The sequence below is a fragment of the Granulimonas faecalis genome (genome assembly GCF_022834715.1).
Classification (GTDB): domain Bacteria; phylum Actinomycetota; class Coriobacteriia; order Coriobacteriales; family Atopobiaceae; genus Granulimonas; species Granulimonas faecalis.
The window spans coordinates 778,668-797,983 of sequence record NZ_BQKC01000001.1 but is presented as its reverse complement, the minus strand read 5'-3'; the positions used below and the strand labels follow the sequence as shown (position 1 = coordinate 797,983).

The 19,316-nt window shown below is 68.5% G+C and carries 16 protein-coding genes and 2 tRNA genes; 7 read left to right on the top strand and 11 right to left on the bottom strand.

Annotation, left to right across the window (positions count from 1 at the left end; all coding sequences use genetic code 11):
• Positions 1-35: 35 nt before the first annotated feature.
• The 6 genes from OR600_RS03620 to polA all read right to left on the bottom strand — a co-directional run bounded on the left by OR600_RS03620 (position 36) and on the right by polA (position 5,441).
• The gene (locus OR600_RS03620) at positions 36-299 is read right to left on the bottom strand and encodes an HPr family phosphocarrier protein (RefSeq protein WP_135977698.1); all 264 of its coding nucleotides are present in this window, start codon (positions 297-299) and stop codon (positions 36-38) included.
• A gap of 125 nt (positions 300-424) precedes the next feature.
• Complete coding sequence (pfkB, locus tag OR600_RS03615) at positions 425-1,408, bottom strand: 1-phosphofructokinase (protein WP_135977699.1); 984 nt, start codon at positions 1,406-1,408, stop codon at positions 425-427.
• Positions 1,409-1,509: 101 nt separating this feature from the next.
• Entirely contained in the window at positions 1,510-1,968 is a 459-nt protein-coding gene (locus OR600_RS03610) for a PTS sugar transporter subunit IIA (RefSeq protein ID WP_135977700.1), read from the bottom strand.
• 429 nt (positions 1,969-2,397) lie between these two features.
• Positions 2,398-2,473, bottom strand: a tRNA-Lys gene (locus OR600_RS03605).
• Positions 2,474-2,497: 24 nt separating this feature from the next.
• Positions 2,498-2,573, bottom strand: a tRNA-His gene (locus tag OR600_RS03600).
• 207 nt (positions 2,574-2,780) lie between these two features.
• Positions 2,781-5,441 carry a DNA polymerase I gene (gene polA, locus OR600_RS03595; RefSeq protein ID WP_251173823.1) on the bottom strand — a complete coding sequence of 887 codons (2,661 nt, stop codon included), beginning with the start codon at positions 5,439-5,441 and terminating at the stop codon, positions 2,781-2,783.
• A 244-nt stretch (positions 5,442-5,685) separates the two neighbouring features.
• Here polA and OR600_RS03590 point away from each other — a divergent pair, with 244 nt between their 5' ends.
• From OR600_RS03590 to OR600_RS03570, 5 genes are all read left to right on the top strand, one after another.
• Positions 5,686-7,773, top strand: a complete 2,088-nt coding sequence (locus tag OR600_RS03590; protein ID WP_135977702.1) for a glutamine synthetase III family protein — start codon at positions 5,686-5,688, stop codon at positions 7,771-7,773.
• A 204-nt stretch (positions 7,774-7,977) separates the two neighbouring features.
• A complete protein-coding gene (locus OR600_RS03585) occupies positions 7,978-8,955 on the top strand; it encodes an ABC transporter substrate-binding protein (protein ID WP_135977703.1) in 978 nt (325 codons plus the stop codon).
• A 107-nt stretch (positions 8,956-9,062) separates the two neighbouring features.
• Positions 9,063-9,983, top strand: a complete 921-nt coding sequence (locus OR600_RS03580; protein ID WP_265590678.1) for an ABC transporter permease — start codon at positions 9,063-9,065, stop codon at positions 9,981-9,983.
• 14 nt (positions 9,984-9,997) lie between these two features.
• The gene (locus OR600_RS03575) at positions 9,998-10,792 is read left to right on the top strand and encodes an ABC transporter ATP-binding protein (protein ID WP_135977800.1); all 795 of its coding nucleotides are present in this window, start codon (positions 9,998-10,000) and stop codon (positions 10,790-10,792) included.
• A 182-nt stretch (positions 10,793-10,974) separates the two neighbouring features.
• Positions 10,975-12,531 carry an L-lactate permease gene (locus OR600_RS03570; RefSeq protein WP_251164274.1) on the top strand — a complete coding sequence of 519 codons (1,557 nt, stop codon included), beginning with the start codon at positions 10,975-10,977 and terminating at the stop codon, positions 12,529-12,531.
• Between the two features lie 238 nt (positions 12,532-12,769).
• Here OR600_RS03570 and OR600_RS03565 read toward each other — a convergent pair whose 3' ends face one another.
• The 3 genes from OR600_RS03565 to OR600_RS03555 all read right to left on the bottom strand — a co-directional run bounded on the left by OR600_RS03565 (position 12,770) and on the right by OR600_RS03555 (position 15,485).
• Positions 12,770-13,291, bottom strand: coding sequence for an HdeD family acid-resistance protein (locus tag OR600_RS03565; RefSeq protein ID WP_135977705.1), 522 nt, complete (start codon positions 13,289-13,291; stop codon positions 12,770-12,772).
• A gap of 167 nt (positions 13,292-13,458) precedes the next feature.
• A complete protein-coding gene (locus OR600_RS03560; protein ID WP_265590677.1) occupies positions 13,459-14,061 on the bottom strand; it encodes a manganese efflux pump MntP in 603 nt (200 codons plus the stop codon).
• Between the two features lie 158 nt (positions 14,062-14,219).
• Positions 14,220-15,485: an MFS transporter gene (locus OR600_RS03555; RefSeq protein WP_265590676.1), complete on the bottom strand. Its 1,266-nt coding sequence runs from the start codon at positions 15,483-15,485 to the stop codon at positions 14,220-14,222.
• Positions 15,486-15,688: 203 nt separating this feature from the next.
• Between OR600_RS03555 and OR600_RS03550 the strand changes: the two genes are divergently transcribed.
• Complete coding sequence (locus tag OR600_RS03550) at positions 15,689-16,612, top strand: zinc dependent phospholipase C family protein (protein WP_135977708.1); 924 nt, start codon at positions 15,689-15,691, stop codon at positions 16,610-16,612.
• A 164-nt stretch (positions 16,613-16,776) separates the two neighbouring features.
• On the opposite strand, the gene OR600_RS03545 is transcribed toward OR600_RS03550, so the two are convergent.
• Positions 16,777-17,484 (bottom strand): 5'-methylthioadenosine/adenosylhomocysteine nucleosidase, encoded by a 708-nt coding sequence (locus OR600_RS03545; protein ID WP_135977709.1) that lies wholly within the window; start codon positions 17,482-17,484, stop codon positions 16,777-16,779.
• Between the two features lie 112 nt (positions 17,485-17,596).
• Between OR600_RS03545 and OR600_RS03540 the strand changes: the two genes are divergently transcribed.
• A complete protein-coding gene (locus OR600_RS03540; RefSeq protein ID WP_135977710.1) occupies positions 17,597-18,667 on the top strand; it encodes an asparaginase in 1,071 nt (356 codons plus the stop codon).
• A gap of 41 nt (positions 18,668-18,708) precedes the next feature.
• Here OR600_RS03540 and OR600_RS03535 read toward each other — a convergent pair whose 3' ends face one another.
• The gene (locus OR600_RS03535; protein ID WP_251173850.1) at positions 18,709-19,188 is read right to left on the bottom strand and encodes an S-ribosylhomocysteine lyase; all 480 of its coding nucleotides are present in this window, start codon (positions 19,186-19,188) and stop codon (positions 18,709-18,711) included.
• Between the last annotated feature and the right edge of the window lie 128 nt (positions 19,189-19,316).

Genomic DNA, 19,316 nt, shown 5'->3' with positions numbered 1-19,316 from the left:
CTATGGGCTCTTGGAAGCCCGAGGGGCCTTAAGAGCTACTCGCCGAGGCCGCTCTCCACGAGCTCCACGGCGGCCTTGAGGGCGTCGGCCTCGTCGGATCCCTCGCACACGATCTCGATCTCGGTGCCGGCACCGAGGCCGCCGGCCATGATGGCCATGGGCGACTTGCCGTTGATCTCCTTGCCGTTGCCCTTGATGGTGACGTTGGAGCTGAACTTGCCCATGGTGGAGGCGAAGAGGCCGGCGGGGCGCATGTGGAGGCCGGTGGGGTTGATGATGGTGACGGTCTGAGAAACCATGTTCCTTCTCCTTTTAATAAAGGCTTGCTTACCTGCCCCTTTGAGGGCTCCAGGAAGGGGCACCCCTCCCCGTTTTACCGAGTTGATTGTACCAGCGAGCTTAAAACTGTCTGCGTTGAACGGGGCTATGCCTCGCTATCGTCGTCAGTTTCCACGACCTCGACAACTTCCTCACCCGCATGGGCCTTCTCGTCGGCCAGCAGGTGATTGAGCGAGGAGTAGAAGCGCTCGATGGTGCTGCGGTTGGCCAGGCCGTTGGAGGCCGCAGTGGCGGAGCCGCAGGCGCTGGCGTAGTTGAGGGCGTCGCCGTAGGACCAGCCGCGGTCAAGGGCGGCCAGGAAGCCGGCCACCATGGAGTCGCCGGCGCCGGTGGCGTTCACGAGGCGGCACGGCGGGCAGCGGGTGACGTGCTCCTCGCCGTTGGCGTCCACGAGCGCGGCGCCATAGCCGCCGCAGGAGACGAGGACGTTCTGGGCGCCCTTCTCGTGGAGCTGGCGGGCGTAGGGCAGGACCTCCTCGGGGGTCTCGGGGTTGGCGCCGAAGATGCGGCCGACCTCGTGGTTGTTGGGCTTGATGAAGAAGGGCTCGGCGGCCAGGGCGTTCATGAGGAGGTCGCCAGGGGCGTCCACCACGAAGCGGATGCCACGGCCGGAGAACTTGCTCATCATCATGTCGTACATGTCGTCGGGCAGGCAGCTGGGGATGGAGCCCGTGAGGACGAGGGTGCTGCCGGAGCTCACGCGGTCGATGCGGGTGAACAGCTCGTCGACCTTGGAGATGGGGATGTTGGGCCCCATGCCGTTGATGATGGTCATGATGATGCCGTTGAGTTTGACGTTGATGCGCGTGTTGCCCTTGTCGAGACGGATGAAGTTGGTGTTGATGCCCTGCTGCTGCAGGGTGTTGAGCACGAAGTCGCCGGTGAAGCCGCCGATGAAGCCCATAGCCACGTTATCGACGCCGAGCTCGGTGAGGATGGTGGAGACGTTGATGCCGTTGCCGCCGGCGTACATCTCCTCGGCGGTGGAGCGGTTTGTGTAGCCCATGTCGAGCGTGGTGGGGTGCATCACGTAGTCGACGGACGGGTTGAAGGTGACGGTGTAGATCAACGGGGCTCCCCTCGCGTGGGTTTACTGGACGTAGCTTGAAGGACAGTGTACCGCCTCGGGCGTTCTCCTCGCGGAAGACGCGAGGCAGGCGAGCGCGGAGGCTAGGCCTCCAGGCCGGCGTCGATGGCGGCGGCCACCTCTGCCGGGTCCTCCTGGGACAGGACCTCCCGGGCGAAGCCGTCGTTCATGAGCATGACGGCGAGCTTGGCGAGGAGGCGCAGGTACGGGGTGCCGGCGTCGGTGTCGGGCACCATGATGGCCACGGCGCAGGTGACGGGCGCGCGGTCCATGGTCTCCCAGCCCTCGAGGGGACGGTCGCTGCGCACCACCAGGACGCAGGGCCGCGTGACGGCGGCCGACTTGGCGTGGGGGATGGCGAAGCCGGACACCATGCCGCAGGACCCCTCGGCCTCGCGGTCGAGGAAGGCCTGGTAAAGGACCTGGGCGTCGGTGGCCGCACCCTGCTCCACGGCCTTCTCGGCGATGAGGGACAGGGCCTCGTCGCGCGTGGAGGCGTCGCAATGGAGGAAGACGTTGTCGGCGGTGAGGAACTGGCCCATGACGGTGTCCTTTCTCGAGTGTTCGAGGCCATGCTAATGCGCGGGGCGCCGCTTTTCCCGCAGGGCCGACCCCGGTGGGCGCAAACACGCAAATACAGCAGATATCCCGTGATAAATGCCCAGTAATGAATAGACAACCTTTGAGAGAGGAGGCCAGACGGATACTGGGCCCCTGCCGGGGGGCCGCGGGCTGCTGGCCCCCGACCTCCGCCCCGCCGCGGGCCGGAATCCGTTTGGTGGTTCTTGGTTCCACTGATGATAAAAACCACCAAACGGGCCGTCGTTTGGTGGTTTTTAGCCACTCCCCCACCGGAAAAGTGCCAAATGGGACAGAAGTACCCGACCATTGGGACAAAAGTGTCCGGGTGTTGGGACAGGGGGGCGGCATGAAAAAAGGCCACCGCTTGGATGCGGTGGCCTGCGAGTTCATGGTGGACCGTCAGGGGTTCGAACCCTGGACCTTGGGATTAAGAGTCCCCTGCTCTACCAGCTGAGCTAACGGTCCGTGCTATGTGCGCACCGGTGGAAATGGGGTGGGCGAAGGGGCTCGAACCCTCGACCTACGGAGCCACAGTCCGTCGCTCTGCCAACTGAGCTACGCCCACCGTCTCCCACCTCGCGGTGCGTTGGTTATTATGCAACGCAGCAAAATCCGATGCAAGGGAAAATGCGACAAATTCCCGAGCAAATTCGACAAACCCCCGGAGACGGTCCACTTACGGCCGTCTACCGGGGGTTTCATGATTGACCAACAATTGTGGAGGGGTTTTCGGCAACGGGCCGGACGCCGCCGACCCCCTCCCCCGAGGCCCCTACTTGGCCTCGGCCCAGTTGTCTCCCCAGCTGGCGTCGGCTACGAGCGGGACGCTGAGGTCGGCCACGCCCTCCATGATCCGGGAGACTAGCTCGCGCACCTCCTCGAGCTCGCCGTCGGGCACCTGGAGGTCCAGCTCGTCGTGGATCTGCATGATGAGGCGGCTCTCCAGCCCCCGCTCGTTGAGGGCCCGCTGCACGCGCTCCATGGCGATCTTGATGATGTCGGCGGCGCTGCCCTGCATGGGGTGGTTCATGGCCGTCCGCTCGGCCGCGGCGCGCACCATGGCGTTGCGGGCCGAGATGTCGGGCACGAGGCGGCGCCTGCCCCACATGGTGGTGGCAAAGCCCAGCTCGCGGGCGCGGGCCACGGTCTCGTCGAGGAAGCGGCGCACGCCGGGGTAGGCGGCGTAATAGGAGTCGATCATCCCCTGGGCCTCCCGCTGCGGGATGTGCAGCGTCTGGGAGAGCCCGTAGGCCTGCTGGCCGTACACGATGCCAAAGTTCACGGCCTTGGCGCGGCTGCGCAGGAGCGGCGTGACCTCCTCCACCGGCACGCCGAACACGCGGGCGGCGGTCTCCGCGTGGAAGTCCTCCCCCTCCACGAAGGCGCGCACCAGGTGCTCGTCGCCGGAGAGGTGCGCGAGCAGGCGCAGCTCGATCTGGGAGTAGTCCACAGCCAGGAACTTCCAGCCCTCGGGCACCGTGAAGGCAGAGCGCACACGGCGGCCCTCCTCGGTCTTCACCGGGATGTTCTGGAGGTTGGGGTCCGAGCTGGAGATGCGGCCCGTGGCGGTCACGGTCTGGTTGAACGTGGTGTGGATGCGCCCGTCGCCGCGGATCTCGTTGGGCAGGGCCGCGAGGTAGGTCTTGGCGATCTTGGACTTCTCGCGCCAGGTGAGCACGTTGGCCACGATATCGTGGCTGCGGGAGAGCTCGTCGAGCACCTGGGCGTTGGTGGAGTAGTAGCCGCGCTTGGTCCTCTTGAGGCCGGCGGTGGGCAGCCCCATGACGTCGAAGAGCACGTGGGAGAGCTGGGAGGGCGAGCCGATGTTGAACTCCTCCCCCGCGTCCTCGTAGATGCGGGCGGCCAGGGCGTCTATCTGCGCGGCGAGCTCGGCGTCCTGCTCGGCGAAGACCGATGCGTCGGCATGCATGCCCACGCGCTCCATCTGGGCGAGCACGGGCAGGAGCGGCATCTCGATCTCGCCGAAGCAGGGCCACGCGCCCCCCTTCTGCAGGCGCTCCACGAGGGGCTCCACGCAGCGGCCGGCCACGAGGGCCTCCACGGCCGCGGCGGGCACGTCGTCGCCGTCCGGCAGCCCGACACCCAGCACGCCGGCGGCGAGGTCGGAGACGGTGTAGCCGCTCTTGGTGGAGTCCAGCAGGTAGGCGGCCACGGCCACGTCGAAGATGGCGTCGGGGCGCACGGAGCGCACGTCGAGGGCGGCGGGCTCCGAGGAGTCCATGGGGCTCACGCGGTGGATGAGCGCCTTGACGTCCAGGCCGGCCACCCGGCCCCGGGAGAACGCGGCCACAAGGCGCTCGGCCATGTCGCCACCGCCAAAGCGCAGGAGCCTGTCGCCCACGGCGCACCAGAGCACGGCCGCGGTGCCGAAGAGCGTGGACTGACCCTGCTCCTCCTCCACGGCGAGACCCAGCCAGGAGCCGTCCTCGAGGGCAGCCTCCCAGGCAGCATCGGCCCCGGCGCCCTCCAGAGGCTCGGGCACCGCGAGCGACGCGGCCTCGGCGCCCTCCAGCCCCGCTGCGGCCTCGGCGCCCGCCATGGCCAGCACCCGCTGGGCGATGGCGGTGAAGCCCAGACGAGAGAAGGCCTCCCGGGCCGTGGCGACGTCGAAGTCCGGGAAGCGCGTCTCGGCGAGGTCCACGTCCACCGGCGCGTCGCAGCGGATGGTGGCCACCCGGCGGCTCACGAGGGCGTCCTCCCTGTGAGCGCGCAGGTTCTCCCCCATCTTGCCCTTGACCTCGTCGGCGTGGGCCAGCACCTCGTCGAGGCTGCCGTAGCGTTCGATGAGCTGTTGGGCCTTCTTGGGGCCGATGCCAGGCACGCCGGGGATGTTGTCGGAGCTATCGCCCTTGAGGCCGTAGAAGTCCGGCACGAGGTCGGGCGTGATGCCGCCGTAGAGGTCGGCCACCGCCTCGGGCGTCATGACGGCCACGTCGCTCATGCCCTTGCGGGTGGAGACCACGCGCACGTGGTCGCCGGAGAGCTGGTACATGTCGCGGTCGCCGGTGACCAGCAGCATGTCGTAGCCCTGCTCGGCGCCCTCGCGGGCCAGGGTGCCCAGGAGGTCGTCGCCCTCCCAGCCCTCGAGCTCCACCACCGGCACCGACATGGCGGCGAGCAGGTCCTTCACCAGCGGGAACTGCGCCGCGAGGTCGGGGTCCATGGGCGGGCGCTGGGCCTTGTAGGAGGGCAGCAGCTCCATGCGGGCCTTGGGGCGGCCCTTGTCGAAGCACACGGCGATGCCCCAGGGCTTGAAACGCTCCTCGAGCTTTATGAACATGGACATGAAGCCGAACACCGCGTTGGTGGGCGTGCCGTCGGGTGCCGTCATGTTGGCCGAGATCGCGTGGAACGCCCTGTGGATCAGGGAGTTGCCGTCGACGACGGCCACGGTCTTGCGCTGGTCTGCCATTGAACCTCCCGGATGAGCCGGTTTTTTCTGCCCATCCTACCAGCCGCGCGCCGGCACGGCCCCACCGCGGCGCCCCGGCCCGCCCACGCCGGCGCCACAACGGCGGCGCAACGTCCGCGTCTCCGTGCGGTCCACCGATGGCGACAAGGTCGAACGCCAACGGAAAAGCGCGGGAAACACGAGGCTCGTATGGTCTTACACGTCCGGCACACGGTTCTCCACCGAGAGAGAAAGCGAGAGGCCCATGGCATCCAAGGTCACCGAGGAGTACGGCATCCTGGTCTTCAACGACGCCGTCATGCAAGAGCGGCTGCCGCGCCCCACCTACAAGGAGCTCGCGAAGGTCATCAAGGAGGGGCGCCGCCTCGACCTCGACATCGCCAACGAGGTCGCCCACGCCATGAAGGAGTGGGCGCTCGAGAAGGGGGCCACCCACTACGCGCACTGGTTCCAGCCCCTCAACGGCATCACGAGCGAGAAACACGACTCGTTCCTCGCCCCCCGCGGCGACGGCACCGCGCTCATGGCCTTCTCCGGCAAGGAGCTGGTGCAGGGCGAGCCCGACGCCTCGAGCTTCCCCAACGGCGGCCTGCGCGCCACCTTCGAGGCCCGCGGCTACACCGCCTGGGACCCCACGAGCCCGGCCTTCATCAAGGACGAGGTGCTGTGCATCCCCACGGCCTTCATCTCCTACACCGGCGAGGCCCTGGACAAGAAGACCCCGTTCCTGCGCTCCACGGTGGTCCTCAACGAGCAGGCCAAGCGCGTGCTCGCCCTCTTTGGCAAGCACCCCCGGGAGGTCTCCTGCACCGTGGGCCCCGAGCAGGAGTACTTCCTCATCAAGGAGGAGGACTTCGCCCAGCGCCCCGACCTCGTCATGTGCGGCCGCACGCTCTTCGGCTGCCCGCCGGTCAAGGGCCAGGAGCTCGAGGAGCACTACTTCGGCGCCATCCGCCCCACGGTCAACGAGTTCATGAAGGAGCTCGACGACGAGCTCTGGAGGCTCGGCGTGCCCGCCACCACCAAGCACAACGAGGTGGCCCCCTGCCAGCACGAGCTCGCCCCCATCTTCGAGCGCGCCTCCATGGCCATCGACCACAACCTGCTCACCATGGAGATGATGAAGCTCGTGGCCAGCCGCCACGGCCTCGCCTGCCTGCAGCACGAGAAGCCGTTCGACTACGTCAACGGCAGCGGCAAGCACGACAACTGGTCCATCGCCGCCGACGGCAAGAACCTGCTCGACCCGTCCGACACCCCCGAGGAGAACCTGCAGTTCCTCGTGTTCCTCACCTGCGTGATCGCCGCCGTTGACCGGCACCAGGACCTCATGCGCTGCTCGGTGGCCTCCGCCGGCAACGACCACCGTCTGGGCGCCAACGAGGCCCCGCCGGCCATCATCTCCATCTTCCTGGGCGACGACCTCGCCGGCGTCGTGGACGCCCTGATCAACGGCGGCTCCTACACGAGCCACGGCCACGAGGTCTTCGACGTGGGCGTGCCGCAGCTCGCCGACGTCGTGCTCGACACCACGGACCGCAACCGCACGTCGCCCTTCGCCTTCACCGGCAACAAGTTCGAGTTCCGCATGTGCGGCTCGCAGCAGAACCTCTCTGACGCCAACATGGTGCTCAACACCGCCGTGGCCGAGATGCTCGACGAGTTCGCCACCGCCATGGACGGCCTCGAAGACGGCGAGTTCGCCGCCCACGCCCTCGAATGGGTGCGCGACACCCTGACGCGGCACCAGCGCATCATCTTCAACGGCAACGGTTACTCCGCCGAGTGGCCCGAGGAGGCCGCGCGCCGCGGGCTGCTCAACCTGCGCACCACCGCCGACGCCCTTCCGGCCCTGCTCGACCCCGAGAACATCGAGTTCTTCGCCCGCTACGGTGTGCTCGACGCCGCCGAGGCCGGCGCCCGTTACGTGGCCAAGGCCGAGCAGTACGCCAAGCTGCTCAACATCGAGGCCAACACCATGGTCTACATGGTGCGCCACTTCTACCTGCCGGCCCTCTACTCCTACTCGGGCGACCTGGCCCAGACCGTGGCCACCAAGGACGCCATCGGCATCAAGAGCCCCGCGGAGCGCGGCCTGCTCGCCGAGCTCACGGAGGGCATCACCACGGTCACGGGCCTGGCCGACGGGCTGGAGGCCAAGAACGCCGAGGCCGCGGCCGTGGACGACCCCGGCCTGCAGGACGACGCCTACCGCGACGTCGTGATCCCGGCCATGGAGTCGCTGCGCGGGGCGGTGGACGCCATGGAGCAGGTGGTGGGCCACGACTACTGGCCGTTCCCCAGCTACAACACCATGCTCTTCTACGTGTAGGCGAAGAGCCGGCACGGCAGGCCCCTCCCGGGTGCGGCGCGCGTCCCCGGGAGGGGCCCTTTCCCGGGGTCTATCCCCTTTTTATCTATATTAAGGCGACGTGACAGATGGGCCTCCCCCACGACCCCCGCCACCGGGGATGCTGTACAACAGCTGAACGTACACGCTCCCCTGGGCGCCAGGGGACCACCAAAAGGGGGACACATGAAACCGCTGCAGAAGATCGGCGCCGCAACCATGGCCGGCGCCCTGGCGCTCGTCCTGGGCGCCTGCGGAGCCCAACCGGCCTCCTCTCCCGAGGCCGAGGCGGCCTCGGGCACCTACAGGATCGGCGTCATCCAGCTCACCGAGCACGCGGCCCTCGACGCCGCCAACGAGGGCTTCATCGCCGCCCTCGACGACTCCGGCATCGACTACACCGTGGACCAGCAGAACGCCCAGGGCGACCAGAGCGCCTGCCAGACCATCGCGTCCAAGCTCGTCAACGACGGCGACGACCTGATCCTGGCCATCGGCACCCCGGCCGCCCAGGCCGTGGCCGGCTCCACGACCGAGATCCCCGTCGTGGGCACCGCCGTGACCGACTTCGCCGCGGCCGGCCTCGTCGAGGCCAACGACGCCCCCGGCGGCAACGTCACCGGCACGAGCGACCTCAACCCCGTGTCCGACCAGATCGCCCTGCTCCAGAAGCTCGTGCCCGAAGCCAAGAAGGTGGGCATCCTCTACTGTTCTGCAGAGGACAACTCCGGCATCCAGGCCGACCTGGCCGAGAAGGCCTGCAAGGACGCCGGCCTTTCCACCGAGCGCTTCACCGTCTCCAGCTCCAATGAGATCCAGCAGGTGGTGGAGTCCATGGCCGGCAAGGTCGACGCCGTCTACGCCCCCACCGACAACGTCATCGCCGCCGGCATCGCCACCGTGTCCATGGTGGCCAACGAGAACAACCTGCCTGTGATCTGCGGCGAGGAGAACATGGTCAACGGCGGTGGCCTGGCAACCTACAGCCTCAACTACCGCGACCTGGGCTACCGCGCCGGCGAGATGGCCGTGAAGATCCTCAAAGGCGAGGCCAAGCCCGCCGACATGCCCATCGAGTACCTCTCCGGCGACGACCTGAAGCTCGTGGTCAACGAGGAGACCGCCAAGACCCTGGGCATCGACGTCTCCGGGCTCGAGTCCTAACCCCTGTCAGTGCCTCTGCCGTCGCGAGGCCTGAAGACCGCAACCGTTTTGCCATGGGTGCCCGGACCGTTCTTGTCCAGGTGCCCATGGCCTGTGAAAGGGGCCATATGGCTGCCGCACTCTTCAGCGCCATCAACCAAGGCATCCTCTGGGGCGTCATGGTGCTGGGCGTCTACATCACGTACAAGCTCCTGAACATCGCCGACCTCTCCGTCGACGGCACGTTCGCCCTCGGCGGCTGCGTGGCCGCCACGGCCATGGCCACCGGCGGGGTAGACCCCTGGCTCGCCGTGCTCCTCGCCTTCGGCGCGGGCGCCCTGGCCGGCGGCTGCACGGGCCTCATGCACGCGCTGCTCAACATCCCCGCCATCCTCGCAGGCATCCTCACGATGATCGGCCTGTGGTCGGTCAACCTGCGGATCATGGGCAAGTCCAACACGCCCCTGCTCAACGCCCGCACCGTCTACACCGACGTCGCCGACCTCACGGGCCTCCCCCGCGACATCGTGGTGCTCGTGGTGGCCGCGGCCATGGCCGCGGCGCTCGTGGGCCTGCTCTACTGGTTCTTCGGCACGGAGGTGGGCAGCTCCCTGCGCGCCACGGGTAACAACCCCGACATGGCCCGCGCCCTTGGCGTCGACACCCGCATGGCGGTGCTCCTGGCCCTCATGGTCTCCAACGGCCTCGTGGCCATGTCCGGCGCCCTCGTGTGCCAGAGCCAGAAGTACGCCGACGTGGGCATGGGCACCGGTGCCATCGTCATCGGCCTGGCCGCCATCGTCATCGGCGAGGCGCTCGGGCGGCTCACGCCCGGCAGGCTGCGCTCCTTCGGCAGCCGCCTCGTGGCCGCCGTGGTGGGCTCGGCCGCGTACTTCCTGATCCGCGCCGTCGTCCTGCAGATGGGCCTCGACGCCAACGACATGAAGCTCCTCACCGCCCTCATCGTGGTCTTCGCCCTGGGCGTCCCCTACCTGGCGGGCAAGGCCAGGCAACGGAGCTCCTACCAGAGGGAAGGGGTGAGCGAGTGATGGCGGGAAACGACATGCTCGTGCTCAGGCACGTCTCCAAGACCTTCAACCGCGGCACCGCCACCGAGAAGCGCGCCCTGCACCCGTGCGACCTCACGGTGGAGCGCGGCGACTTCGTGACCATCATCGGCGGCAACGGAGCCGGCAAGTCCACGCTGCTCAACATCATCGCGGGCATGTTCCTGCCCGACGGCGGCACCGTGACCCTGGACGGCCGCGACGTCACACTGCTCTCCGAGCCCCAGCGCGCCAGGTACCTGGGCCGCGTGTTCCAGGACCCCATGCGCGGCACCGCGGCCGACATGCAGATCTCGGAGAACCTGGCCATGGCCTACCGCCGCGGCAAGCGGCGTACGCTGGCCTGGGGCGTGACCCGCGACGAGCGCGCCATGTTCCGCGAGCGCCTCGCCGGCCTGGGCCTGGGCCTGGAGGACCGCCTGGCGGACAAGGTGGGCCTTCTCTCCGGCGGCCAGCGCCAGGCGCTCACGCTCCTCATGGCCACGCTCCAGAAGCCAGACCTGCTCCTGCTCGACGAGCCCACGGCCGCCCTGGACCCCTCCACGGCCTCCAAGGTGCTGGGGCTCATCCGCACCATCGTGGGCGAGCAGGGCCTCACCACGTTCATGGTGACCCACAACATGGCCGACGCCCTCTCCATGGGCAACCGCCTGATCATGATGTGGGAGGGGCGCATCATCTACGACGTGCGCGGCGCCGAGAAAGACGCCCTCTCCGTCGAGGACCTGCTGCGCAAGTTCGAGGAGGTCTCGGGCTCGGCCCTGGACAACGACCGCATGCTGCTGGGCTGAGAGCACATCACCCCGGAACCGGCGGCCGCCAAGTATATGAGAGCCGCAGGCCCCCCGACGGTCTCCGCGGCAGGGCCGCGTACTACAATTCGTGCTACGAGCAGCGCGAACCCCAGCACTCCACGCCCCCGTCGCTACCCGCGGCGGGGGCGTTTTCCATGGGGCCGCACCGACCTTTGGAGATGATCGCGATTCTAGGAATGTTCATCCTGGCGCTGTTGCCCATCGCCTTTCTCATCGTGGCCCTGACCGCCCTCAAGTGGGAGGCCTACGCCGCGGCCCTGGGCGCCCTCGCCGTCACCGCCGTCGAGGCGCTCCTCATCTGGCGGATGCCGGCGTGGAACGCCGTCACCGCTGCGGCCGAGGGTTTCGCCATGGCCCTGTGGCCCATCACCATCGTCATCGTCGCCGCCGTGTGGGTCTACAACCTCACCGTGCACACCGGCGCCATGGAGGTCATCAAGGCCCAGCTCATGGGCGTGTCCTCCGACAAGCGCGTGCTCACCATCCTCATCGGCTGGTGTTTCGGCGGCTTTCTCGAGGGCATGGCCGGCTTCGGCAGCGCCGTGGCCATCCCGGCCTCCATGCTCGTGGCCCTGGGCATCAACCCCGTGACGGCCATCCTCTCGTGCCTGCTCGCCAACGGCGTGCCCACCATGTTCGGCTCCATCGGCATCCCCACCAACACGCTGGCCACCATCACCGGCCTCGACGTGGTGCAACTCAGCACCATGCAGGTCGTCCAGGTGGCGCCCCTCGTGGTCGCCACGCCGTTCCTCATGTGTCTCGTGGCCGGCGGCAAGGGCGCCCTCAAGGGGATGGTGCCGCTGCTGTGCGTCACGTCCCTCTCGTTCCTGGCCGCCGAGTTCGTGTGCGCCTCCACCATCGGCGCCGACCTCGCCGTCATCGTGGGCGCCGTGTGCTCCCTCGTGTGCACCGTTGCGTTCGCCCTGTTCCAGAAGGACCGCCCCGTCCCCGAACGGTACGCCATCGACAACCTTGACCCCGACGACGCGGTCACCGTCGACCTCCGCAGCGCCGTGGTGGCCTGGTCGCCCTTCATCCTCATCTTCGTGGTGCTGCTGCTCACCTCCAGCCTGTTCCCGTTCATCTCAGAGCCGCTGGCCTCGATCAAGTCGACCGTGAACATCTACGCCGGCGACCCCAACGCCACGCTCACGTTCAAGTGGATCAACACCCCCGGCGTGCTGATCTTGCTCTGCGGCGTTGCGGGCGGCCTCATCCAGGGGTGCGGGTGGCGCGACATGGTCTCCGTGCTCGGCGCCACCGCCAGGCAGATGAGCAAGACCGTGGTCACCATGCTCTCGGTCCTGGCCGTGGCCAAACTCATGGGCTACTCCGGCATGACGAGCGCCATCTCCGCGTTCTTCGTGGGCACCCTGGGCGCGTTCTACCCGGCCATCGCCCCGGTGCTGGGCGCCCTGGGCACGTTCGTCACCGGCTCCGGCACCAGCTCGTCCACGCTGTTCGGCGGCGTGCAGCTGGAGGCCGCCACGGCCATCGGCGCCAACCCCTACTGGCTCGTGGCCGCCAACTCCGTGGGCGTCTCGGCCGGCAAGATGCTCTCTCCGCAGTCCATCGCCATCGGCAGCGCCGCGTGCGACTGCAACGGCGAGGACTCCGAGATCTTCTCGCGCGTCCTACCGTACTTCATCGGCTATGTGGTCGTGATGATGCTGGTGTGCTTCTTCGGCGCGCCGCTGTTCCCGGTGCGGTAGCGCCGACCCCATAGAGCACGGCCCCGGGCGGGCCCCGCTGGCGACGGCGGGGCCCGCCCTTCTTGCGGCGGGGCACGGCGCGACAGAGGGGCCTGGCCTTCGGCTAGCGTGAGACAGAGGGGCCTGGCCCATCTGTCACTTTGTCTATTCGAGAGTTGATGGTCCAGCGGCACGGCACGGAAAAGGCGCCCGATGCCGCGAGGCACCGGGCGCCTTGGCAGCGCGCGTGGGGCGGTAGCTACATGCGGACGCCGAGGACGATCTCGGTGATGCCGTCGAACACCAGGGAGATGCCGGCCACGATCATGATGGCCTCGGCCATCATGAACGGCGCGAAGAGCGTCAGGAAGCCCAGGATGATGGTGATGATGCCCAACACCAGCCAGAGGCCCCAGCTGCCGCCCTCGACCTTGCGGAAGGAGAGGGCCTCGGCGACGTCCCAGATGCCGGTGACAAAGACCACGCAGCCCAGGAAGATGCAGAGGGCCACGGTGGACCAGCCGGGGAAGAAGAAGATGTAGACGGAGCAGACGATCTCGAGGACGGCGAGCACGATGTTGGCGGCACCGCGGTCGGCCGGGTCGTGGCGGAAGTAGCCCACGAGGGTGCCGACGCCCGCGAACAGGAACGCCCACGCGCAGCAGTAGACCACGAAGAGGATCGAGTCCACAGGGTTGATGAAGAAGGCCAGACCCAGCAGGGTCATGGCAATGCCGAGAAAGATGATGGACGCTTTCGTGCGCCTGAACAGCGTGTTCACGGGGGCTCCTTTGCATCGCTTCGTTTGCTGTCGAAGTTTTTTGCCCCATTCGTGCACAGGGTAAACCAAAGGACCCGAGCCCCCATATCAATGGGCCGCGGCGGGCGGGCACCCGCGACGGGCGGCTGCCGGGCGGCCGGCAGCAGGTGGGCGCCGGGGGGGGCGGGCTAGAAGAAGAACGCCTTGACGCCCAGGGCGACGAGGACCACACCGCCCGCCACCTGGGCCCGGTCGCCGATGCGCGGCCCCACCCAGCGGCCGCAGGCGATGGCGGCCACACAGAGAGCCGCCGTCACGAGGCCGATGACCGTGGAGGCGGGCCCGACGGCCACGCCCATGGCGCGGAGCGACACACCCACGGCAAAGGCGTCGATGGACGTGGCGACGGCCTCGAGCAGGAGCCGGCCGGGGGAGAGGACGTCGTCCCCGCCGCAGTCGCGGTCCTCCTCGGCCGGGCTCCCCTTTGCGGCGACCTCCTCGGCAGCAACCGGACGCAGGGCGCCCAGGCCCTCGCGAACCATGTTGACGCCGATGGCGCCGAGCACCACGAGGGCGACTAGGCCCGAGAAGCGCTCGATGACGTCGCCGAAGAGCGACCCGAGAAGGCTGCCCAGCAGGGTCATGAGACCCTGGAAGAGGCCGAAGAGCAACGGCATGAGCAGAAGCCGGCGGCGCCGGGCACCGGGAGCGGCCAGCGTGTTGGAGACGGTGACGGCGAACGCGTCCATGGCCAGGGCCACACCCAGAACGAGACACTCACCGAGACCCACGGGCACTCCCCTCTCCGACCGAACGGCCCACCATGATAACGCCGCCGGCTCCTCCGCGAAGGGAGCGACGACGCGGGGCCGGACGGTGTGAGACAGAAGTGTCCAGGTGGTGGGACAGAAGTGTCCGGGTGATGGGACAGGGGGCCGCGGGCCAGGCCCTAGGCGCCGGCGGGCTCCCCGTGCTCCTTGGGCATGAGCAGCAGCATCACGAAGCCGACCACGAGGAGGATGGCGATGGACAGCACGCCGAGCTCGGCGGAGCCCGTGGCGGCCGTCACCACCGACACCAGGAGGGTGCCCATGACGCTCGCGTAGCGGCCGAAGATGTCGTAGAAGCCAAAGTACTCGTTGGCGCGGTCCTTGGGGATGATCTTGCCAAAGTACGAGCGCGACAGGGCCTGGATGCCGCCCTGGAAGAGACCCACGAGCACGGCGAGGACCCAGAACTCGGTGGCCGTCTTGAGGAAGAAGGCCGCAAAGCCCACGATGCCGCAGTAGGCGACCACGGCGACGAGGATCATGGTGAGGGTGCCGAAGCGGTCGGCCAACCTGCCGTAGGCGACGGCCGAGGGGAACGCCACGAACTGGGTCACGAGGAGCGCCAGGATGAGGTGCGTGGAGTCGATGCCCAAGGCCGAGCCGTAGCTCGTGGCCATGGCGATGACGGTGTGGACGCCGTCGATGTAGAAGAAGAAAGCAACGAGGAACACGAACAGGCGCCTGTCGTGGAAGATGTCGCGCATGGTGCGGGCGAGGCCGCGGAAGGTGTCGAGCACCTCGGCGCGGGCGTCCTCGGAGCGCTTGTAGTGCACCTGCCGGTAGCTGCGGAGCAGCGGGACGGTGAAGCAGAGCCACCAGATTCCGGTGATGACGAACGACAGCTGGGTGCAGAGCATGGAGTCGAGGCCGAGCAGGGCCGGGCCCCCGAAGATGAGGGCGATACAGGCGACGAACGGGACGGTGGAGCCGATGTAGCCCCAGGCAAAGCCCGCGGAGGAGATGTCGTCCATCCTCTCGTCGTCCGTGATGTCCACGAGCATGGCGTCATAGAACGTCATGGACGAGTTGAGGCCCACCGTGGCCACCACGAAGATGGCGAGGAACACGGCCGCGGACACCGGGAGCGCCTGGCAGAAGCAGGCCACGAGGCCCGTGGCGAAGAACCCGATAAAGAACTTGATCTTGTTGCCCCTGTAGTCGGCCAGGGAGCCGAGGACGGGCATGAGCAGGGCCACGATGAGCGACGCGACGGTCTGCGCCATGCCCCACTGGGCCACGAGACCGGCGGAGTCGGTGGTCTCCGCGGCGAGCGCGTTGAAGTAGATGGGCACGACGGTGGTGCTCAGCAGCACGAGGGCCGAGTTGCCCACGTCGTACATGATCCAGTCGCGTTCCTGCCGCGTGTGATGACTGAAAAGTTTCATCAATATCCTTTATCCGCGGGGGCCACTCCGCCCCGTCGGGCACACGATAGACTACAAAGGCAACCAGATACGCCTCGGTGTTGAAACGGTGCTGAATCTCCCCACGGACCATAGACCGCGGGGAGAGGGACGGTACACCCTCCCGTGCGCTAGACTTTGGGTCCCGCCCCAGCGGCCCGACGACACCGACAAGGAGCCATCAGATGCCTGCCTTGATAACCCATCACATCTTCGGCGAGAAATGCGCCCCGGAGCTTCCCGAGGGCCTCGTGGAGGACCAGGAGCAGCTCCTGGCCTTCCTCCTCGGCAACCAGGGCCCCGATCCCTTCTTCTTCCGCTTCAGGGCGCTCCCCGCCGAGCTCAAGGCCTGCCACCGGCTGGCCACCTCCATGCACTCCACGCGCGTGGCCCCCGCCTTCACCGCAGCCCACGAGAGCGTGGGGCGCCTTCCCGAGGACGAGCAGGGCCTCGGCCGCGCGTTCTGCCTGGGCCTGGTGGCCCATTACCAGCTCGACCGCTCCGTGCACCCCTTCATCTTCGCCGAACAGGACGAGATCATCGACGCCTCCGACGGCGAGCTCGAGGGCTGCGGCAGTCAGGTGCACGCCATCATCGAGGGGCGCATCGACTCCTGGATGCTCTGGAAGGAGCGCCACAGCACCGTGCTCACCTGCCACCCGGCGCTGGAGCTCTGCCGCACGCCGCGCATCGACCGCGTGGCCGGCGCGATCTTCTCGCAGGTGGCCTGGCAGGTGTTCGGGATCTCCATCTCCTGCGAGGAGTTCGGCGCCGCGGTCGACGACATGCAGGCCGTCTACCGCCTGATCGAGCCGGCCGGGTCGCCCCGCGGCGAGGCCGTGGCCCTGGTGGAGGAGCGCCTGCGCGGCACGTTCTCCCAGGTGGAGGCCATGGCCCACGAGGTGCTGCGCGAGGACGTGTGCCCGCTGGCCAACCCACGGCGCCTGCCCTGGACCGACCCCTTCACCGGCAGGGTGTCCCACGCCTCGTTCATGGACCTCTTCGACGGGGCCGTGGACGGCTTCCCCGTGGTGGCCGAGGCCTTCTGCCGCGGCGGCGACGCCATCGAGACCGCCGTGGGCGGGCTCAACTACAGCGGGAAGCGATAGCAGCGCGGCCTTTGGCCCCCGGCGGCCTGGCACCGCCGTCATGCCCGGGAAAAGGGGCGTCCGTACCACGGCGACGGGCGCCCCTTCATATCATTGTCGCAATAGGGAGAGTGACAGATGGGCCAGGCGCCGCTGTCACACGACGACAGCGGCCGGCACCGCCGTCACGCGGGCTGGCCTGCGATGCGGGGCAGCGCCGCCATCAGGGCGTGGGCCATCACGGAGGCGGCCTCGTCCTCGAACCGCTGGTAGGACTCGGCGCCGGTGCCGTCGGCCTTGTCGCTCATGGCGCGGAGCACCACGAACGGCACGTCGTTCAGCCACGCCACCTGGGCCAGAGCGGCGCCCTCCATCTCGGAGCACAGCGCATCGAACGCCCCGCGGATGCGCCCGCGGTCCTCGCCGCCGGCCACGAACCGCTCGCCGGAGGCCACGACGCCCTTGAACACGGAGACCCCGGGGGCCACCTCGGCCACGGCGGCGCAGAAGTCGTCCACGAGCGCGGGGTCGGCCTCGAACAGCGTGGGATAGCCCGGCACCTGGCCGAGGGGGTAGCCCAGCGCCGTGACGTCCATGTCGTGGTGCACGGCCGCGGTGGAGACCACGACGTCGCCGATGTCCACGCGGTCGTCCACGGCCCCGGCGACGCCGGTGTTCACGAGGTGCGTCACGGCGAACAGGTCGCACAGCTGCTGGGCGCACGCGGCCATGGACACCTTGCCGATACCCGACTTCACCACCACCACGGGCACCCCCTCGATGGTGCCCTCGTGGAACTCCAGGTGGCTGCGCTCGGTGACCTTGTCCCCCTCGATGTGGGCGACGAGGTCGCGCACCTCGTTGTCCATGGCGCCGACGATACCGATCTTCATGAAGGTCCTTCCTCGGGAGTCCGTTCTCTCCCCTCCATCCTACGCCCCCGCACGCCACCGGGGCCGCCCGGAGGGGTACCTTTGCTGCAGCTTCCCTACGTCAGGAGGAACCATGACCACCACGGCCGACGCCCCGCGTATCCTGCTCATCTACACCGGCGGCACCATCGGGATGACCGAGGACCACGCCACCGGCACCCTGGTGCCGTTCGACTTCTCGCACCTCATGGAGAACGTCCCCAAGATCGGCCGCCTGGGCTACCGGCTGGACCACGTGGAGCTCGACCCGCCCATCGACTCCTCCAACATGAACCCGGCCCTCTGGGCCAAGGTCTGCCACATGGTGGCCGACGTCTACGACTCCTACGACGGCTTCGTCATCCTCCACGGCACCGACACCATGGCCTACACGGCGTCGGCCCTCTCGTTCATGCTCGGCGCGCTGGCCAAGCCCGTGGTGCTCACCGGCTCCCAGCTGCCCATCGGAGAAATCCGCGAGGACGGCACCGAGAACCTGATCACCGCCCTCCAGGTTGCCGCGGCCCGCGACCCCCGCGACGGCGGCCCCATGGTGCGGGAGGTCGTCATCTCGTTCGGCCGTGACATCCTGCGCGGCAACCGCGCCACCAAGGCCAGCTCCACGAACTTCGGCGCGTTCAAGACATTTAACTACCCGCCCCTCGGCCGCTCCGACCTGCACATCGACTTCAACCGCGACCGCCTGTGGCGCCCCGCGGGCGACACGCCGCTGAACCCGTGCTTCGCCATGGACGACGCCGTCACCGAGCTCGTGGTCTACCCGGGCATCTCGGAGCGCGTGCTGCGCGGCACCCTCTCCATCGACGGCGTCAAGGCGTTCGTGCTGCGGACCTACGGCGCCGGCAACGCCCCCACCGAGGACTGGTTCGTGGACGCCCTGGCCGACGCCGTGAAGGCCGGCAAGGTGGTCGTCAACGTGACGCAGTGCCCCGCCGGCGGCGTGGAGGAGAAGCGCTACGCCACCGGCGACGCGCTGGCCAGGGCCGGCGTGGTCTCGGGCTACGACATGACCGGCGAGGCCGCGCTCACCAAGCTCATGCACCTCTTCGGCCGAGGGCTCTCCCCCGAGCAGGTGACCTCCTACATGCAGGTCTCCATGCGCGGCGAGCTCACGGCGCCCCTGAGCCGCGCCCAGGCGCGCTGAGGGGCGCCGGGCCGCCCGGCGCCGGCCCGCGCCCGGACGCGCTAGGCCGGGTAGACGGTGTGCGCCTCGTCGATGCCCGTGAGGCAGCGGTCGAGGTAGCGCCGGGCCTCCCAGCGGGCCATGGGCAGGTTGATGTCGAGGTAGTTGCCGCAGTCGCGGGGCGCCGCGCCGGGCACGGGACCGTCGTAGGAGGCGGCCCAGGTGAAGAGCCGCGTGAGAACGTCCAGGACGTCGGCGGGCCCCAGCTCCCCCGCCGCCACGAGGTAGAAGCCCGTGCGGCAGCCCATGGGGCCGAAGTACACCGTACGCGGGCCCCACTCGGGGTCGTTGCGCAGGAACGTGGCGCCCAGGTGCTCCAGGCAGTGCACGGCGGCGGTGTCCATGACGGGCTCGTCGTTGGGCGAGGTCATGCGGATATCGAAGGTGGTGACGGGCTCGCTGCCCACCGTGTCGCGGCGCGACACGTAGACGCCGGGCTCCAGGTCGATGTGGTTCACGGTGAAGCTGGCGATCTTCTCCATGGGGGCTCCTCTCGAACGGGCGGTCCACCCGAGTCTGTCACAGCCGCGCACCCGTTGTGAGAAGGGCCCGTGAAGTCCGGGCGACACGCGGCGCGACGGGGCCAGGGGACGGCGCATGGCGGGTACGT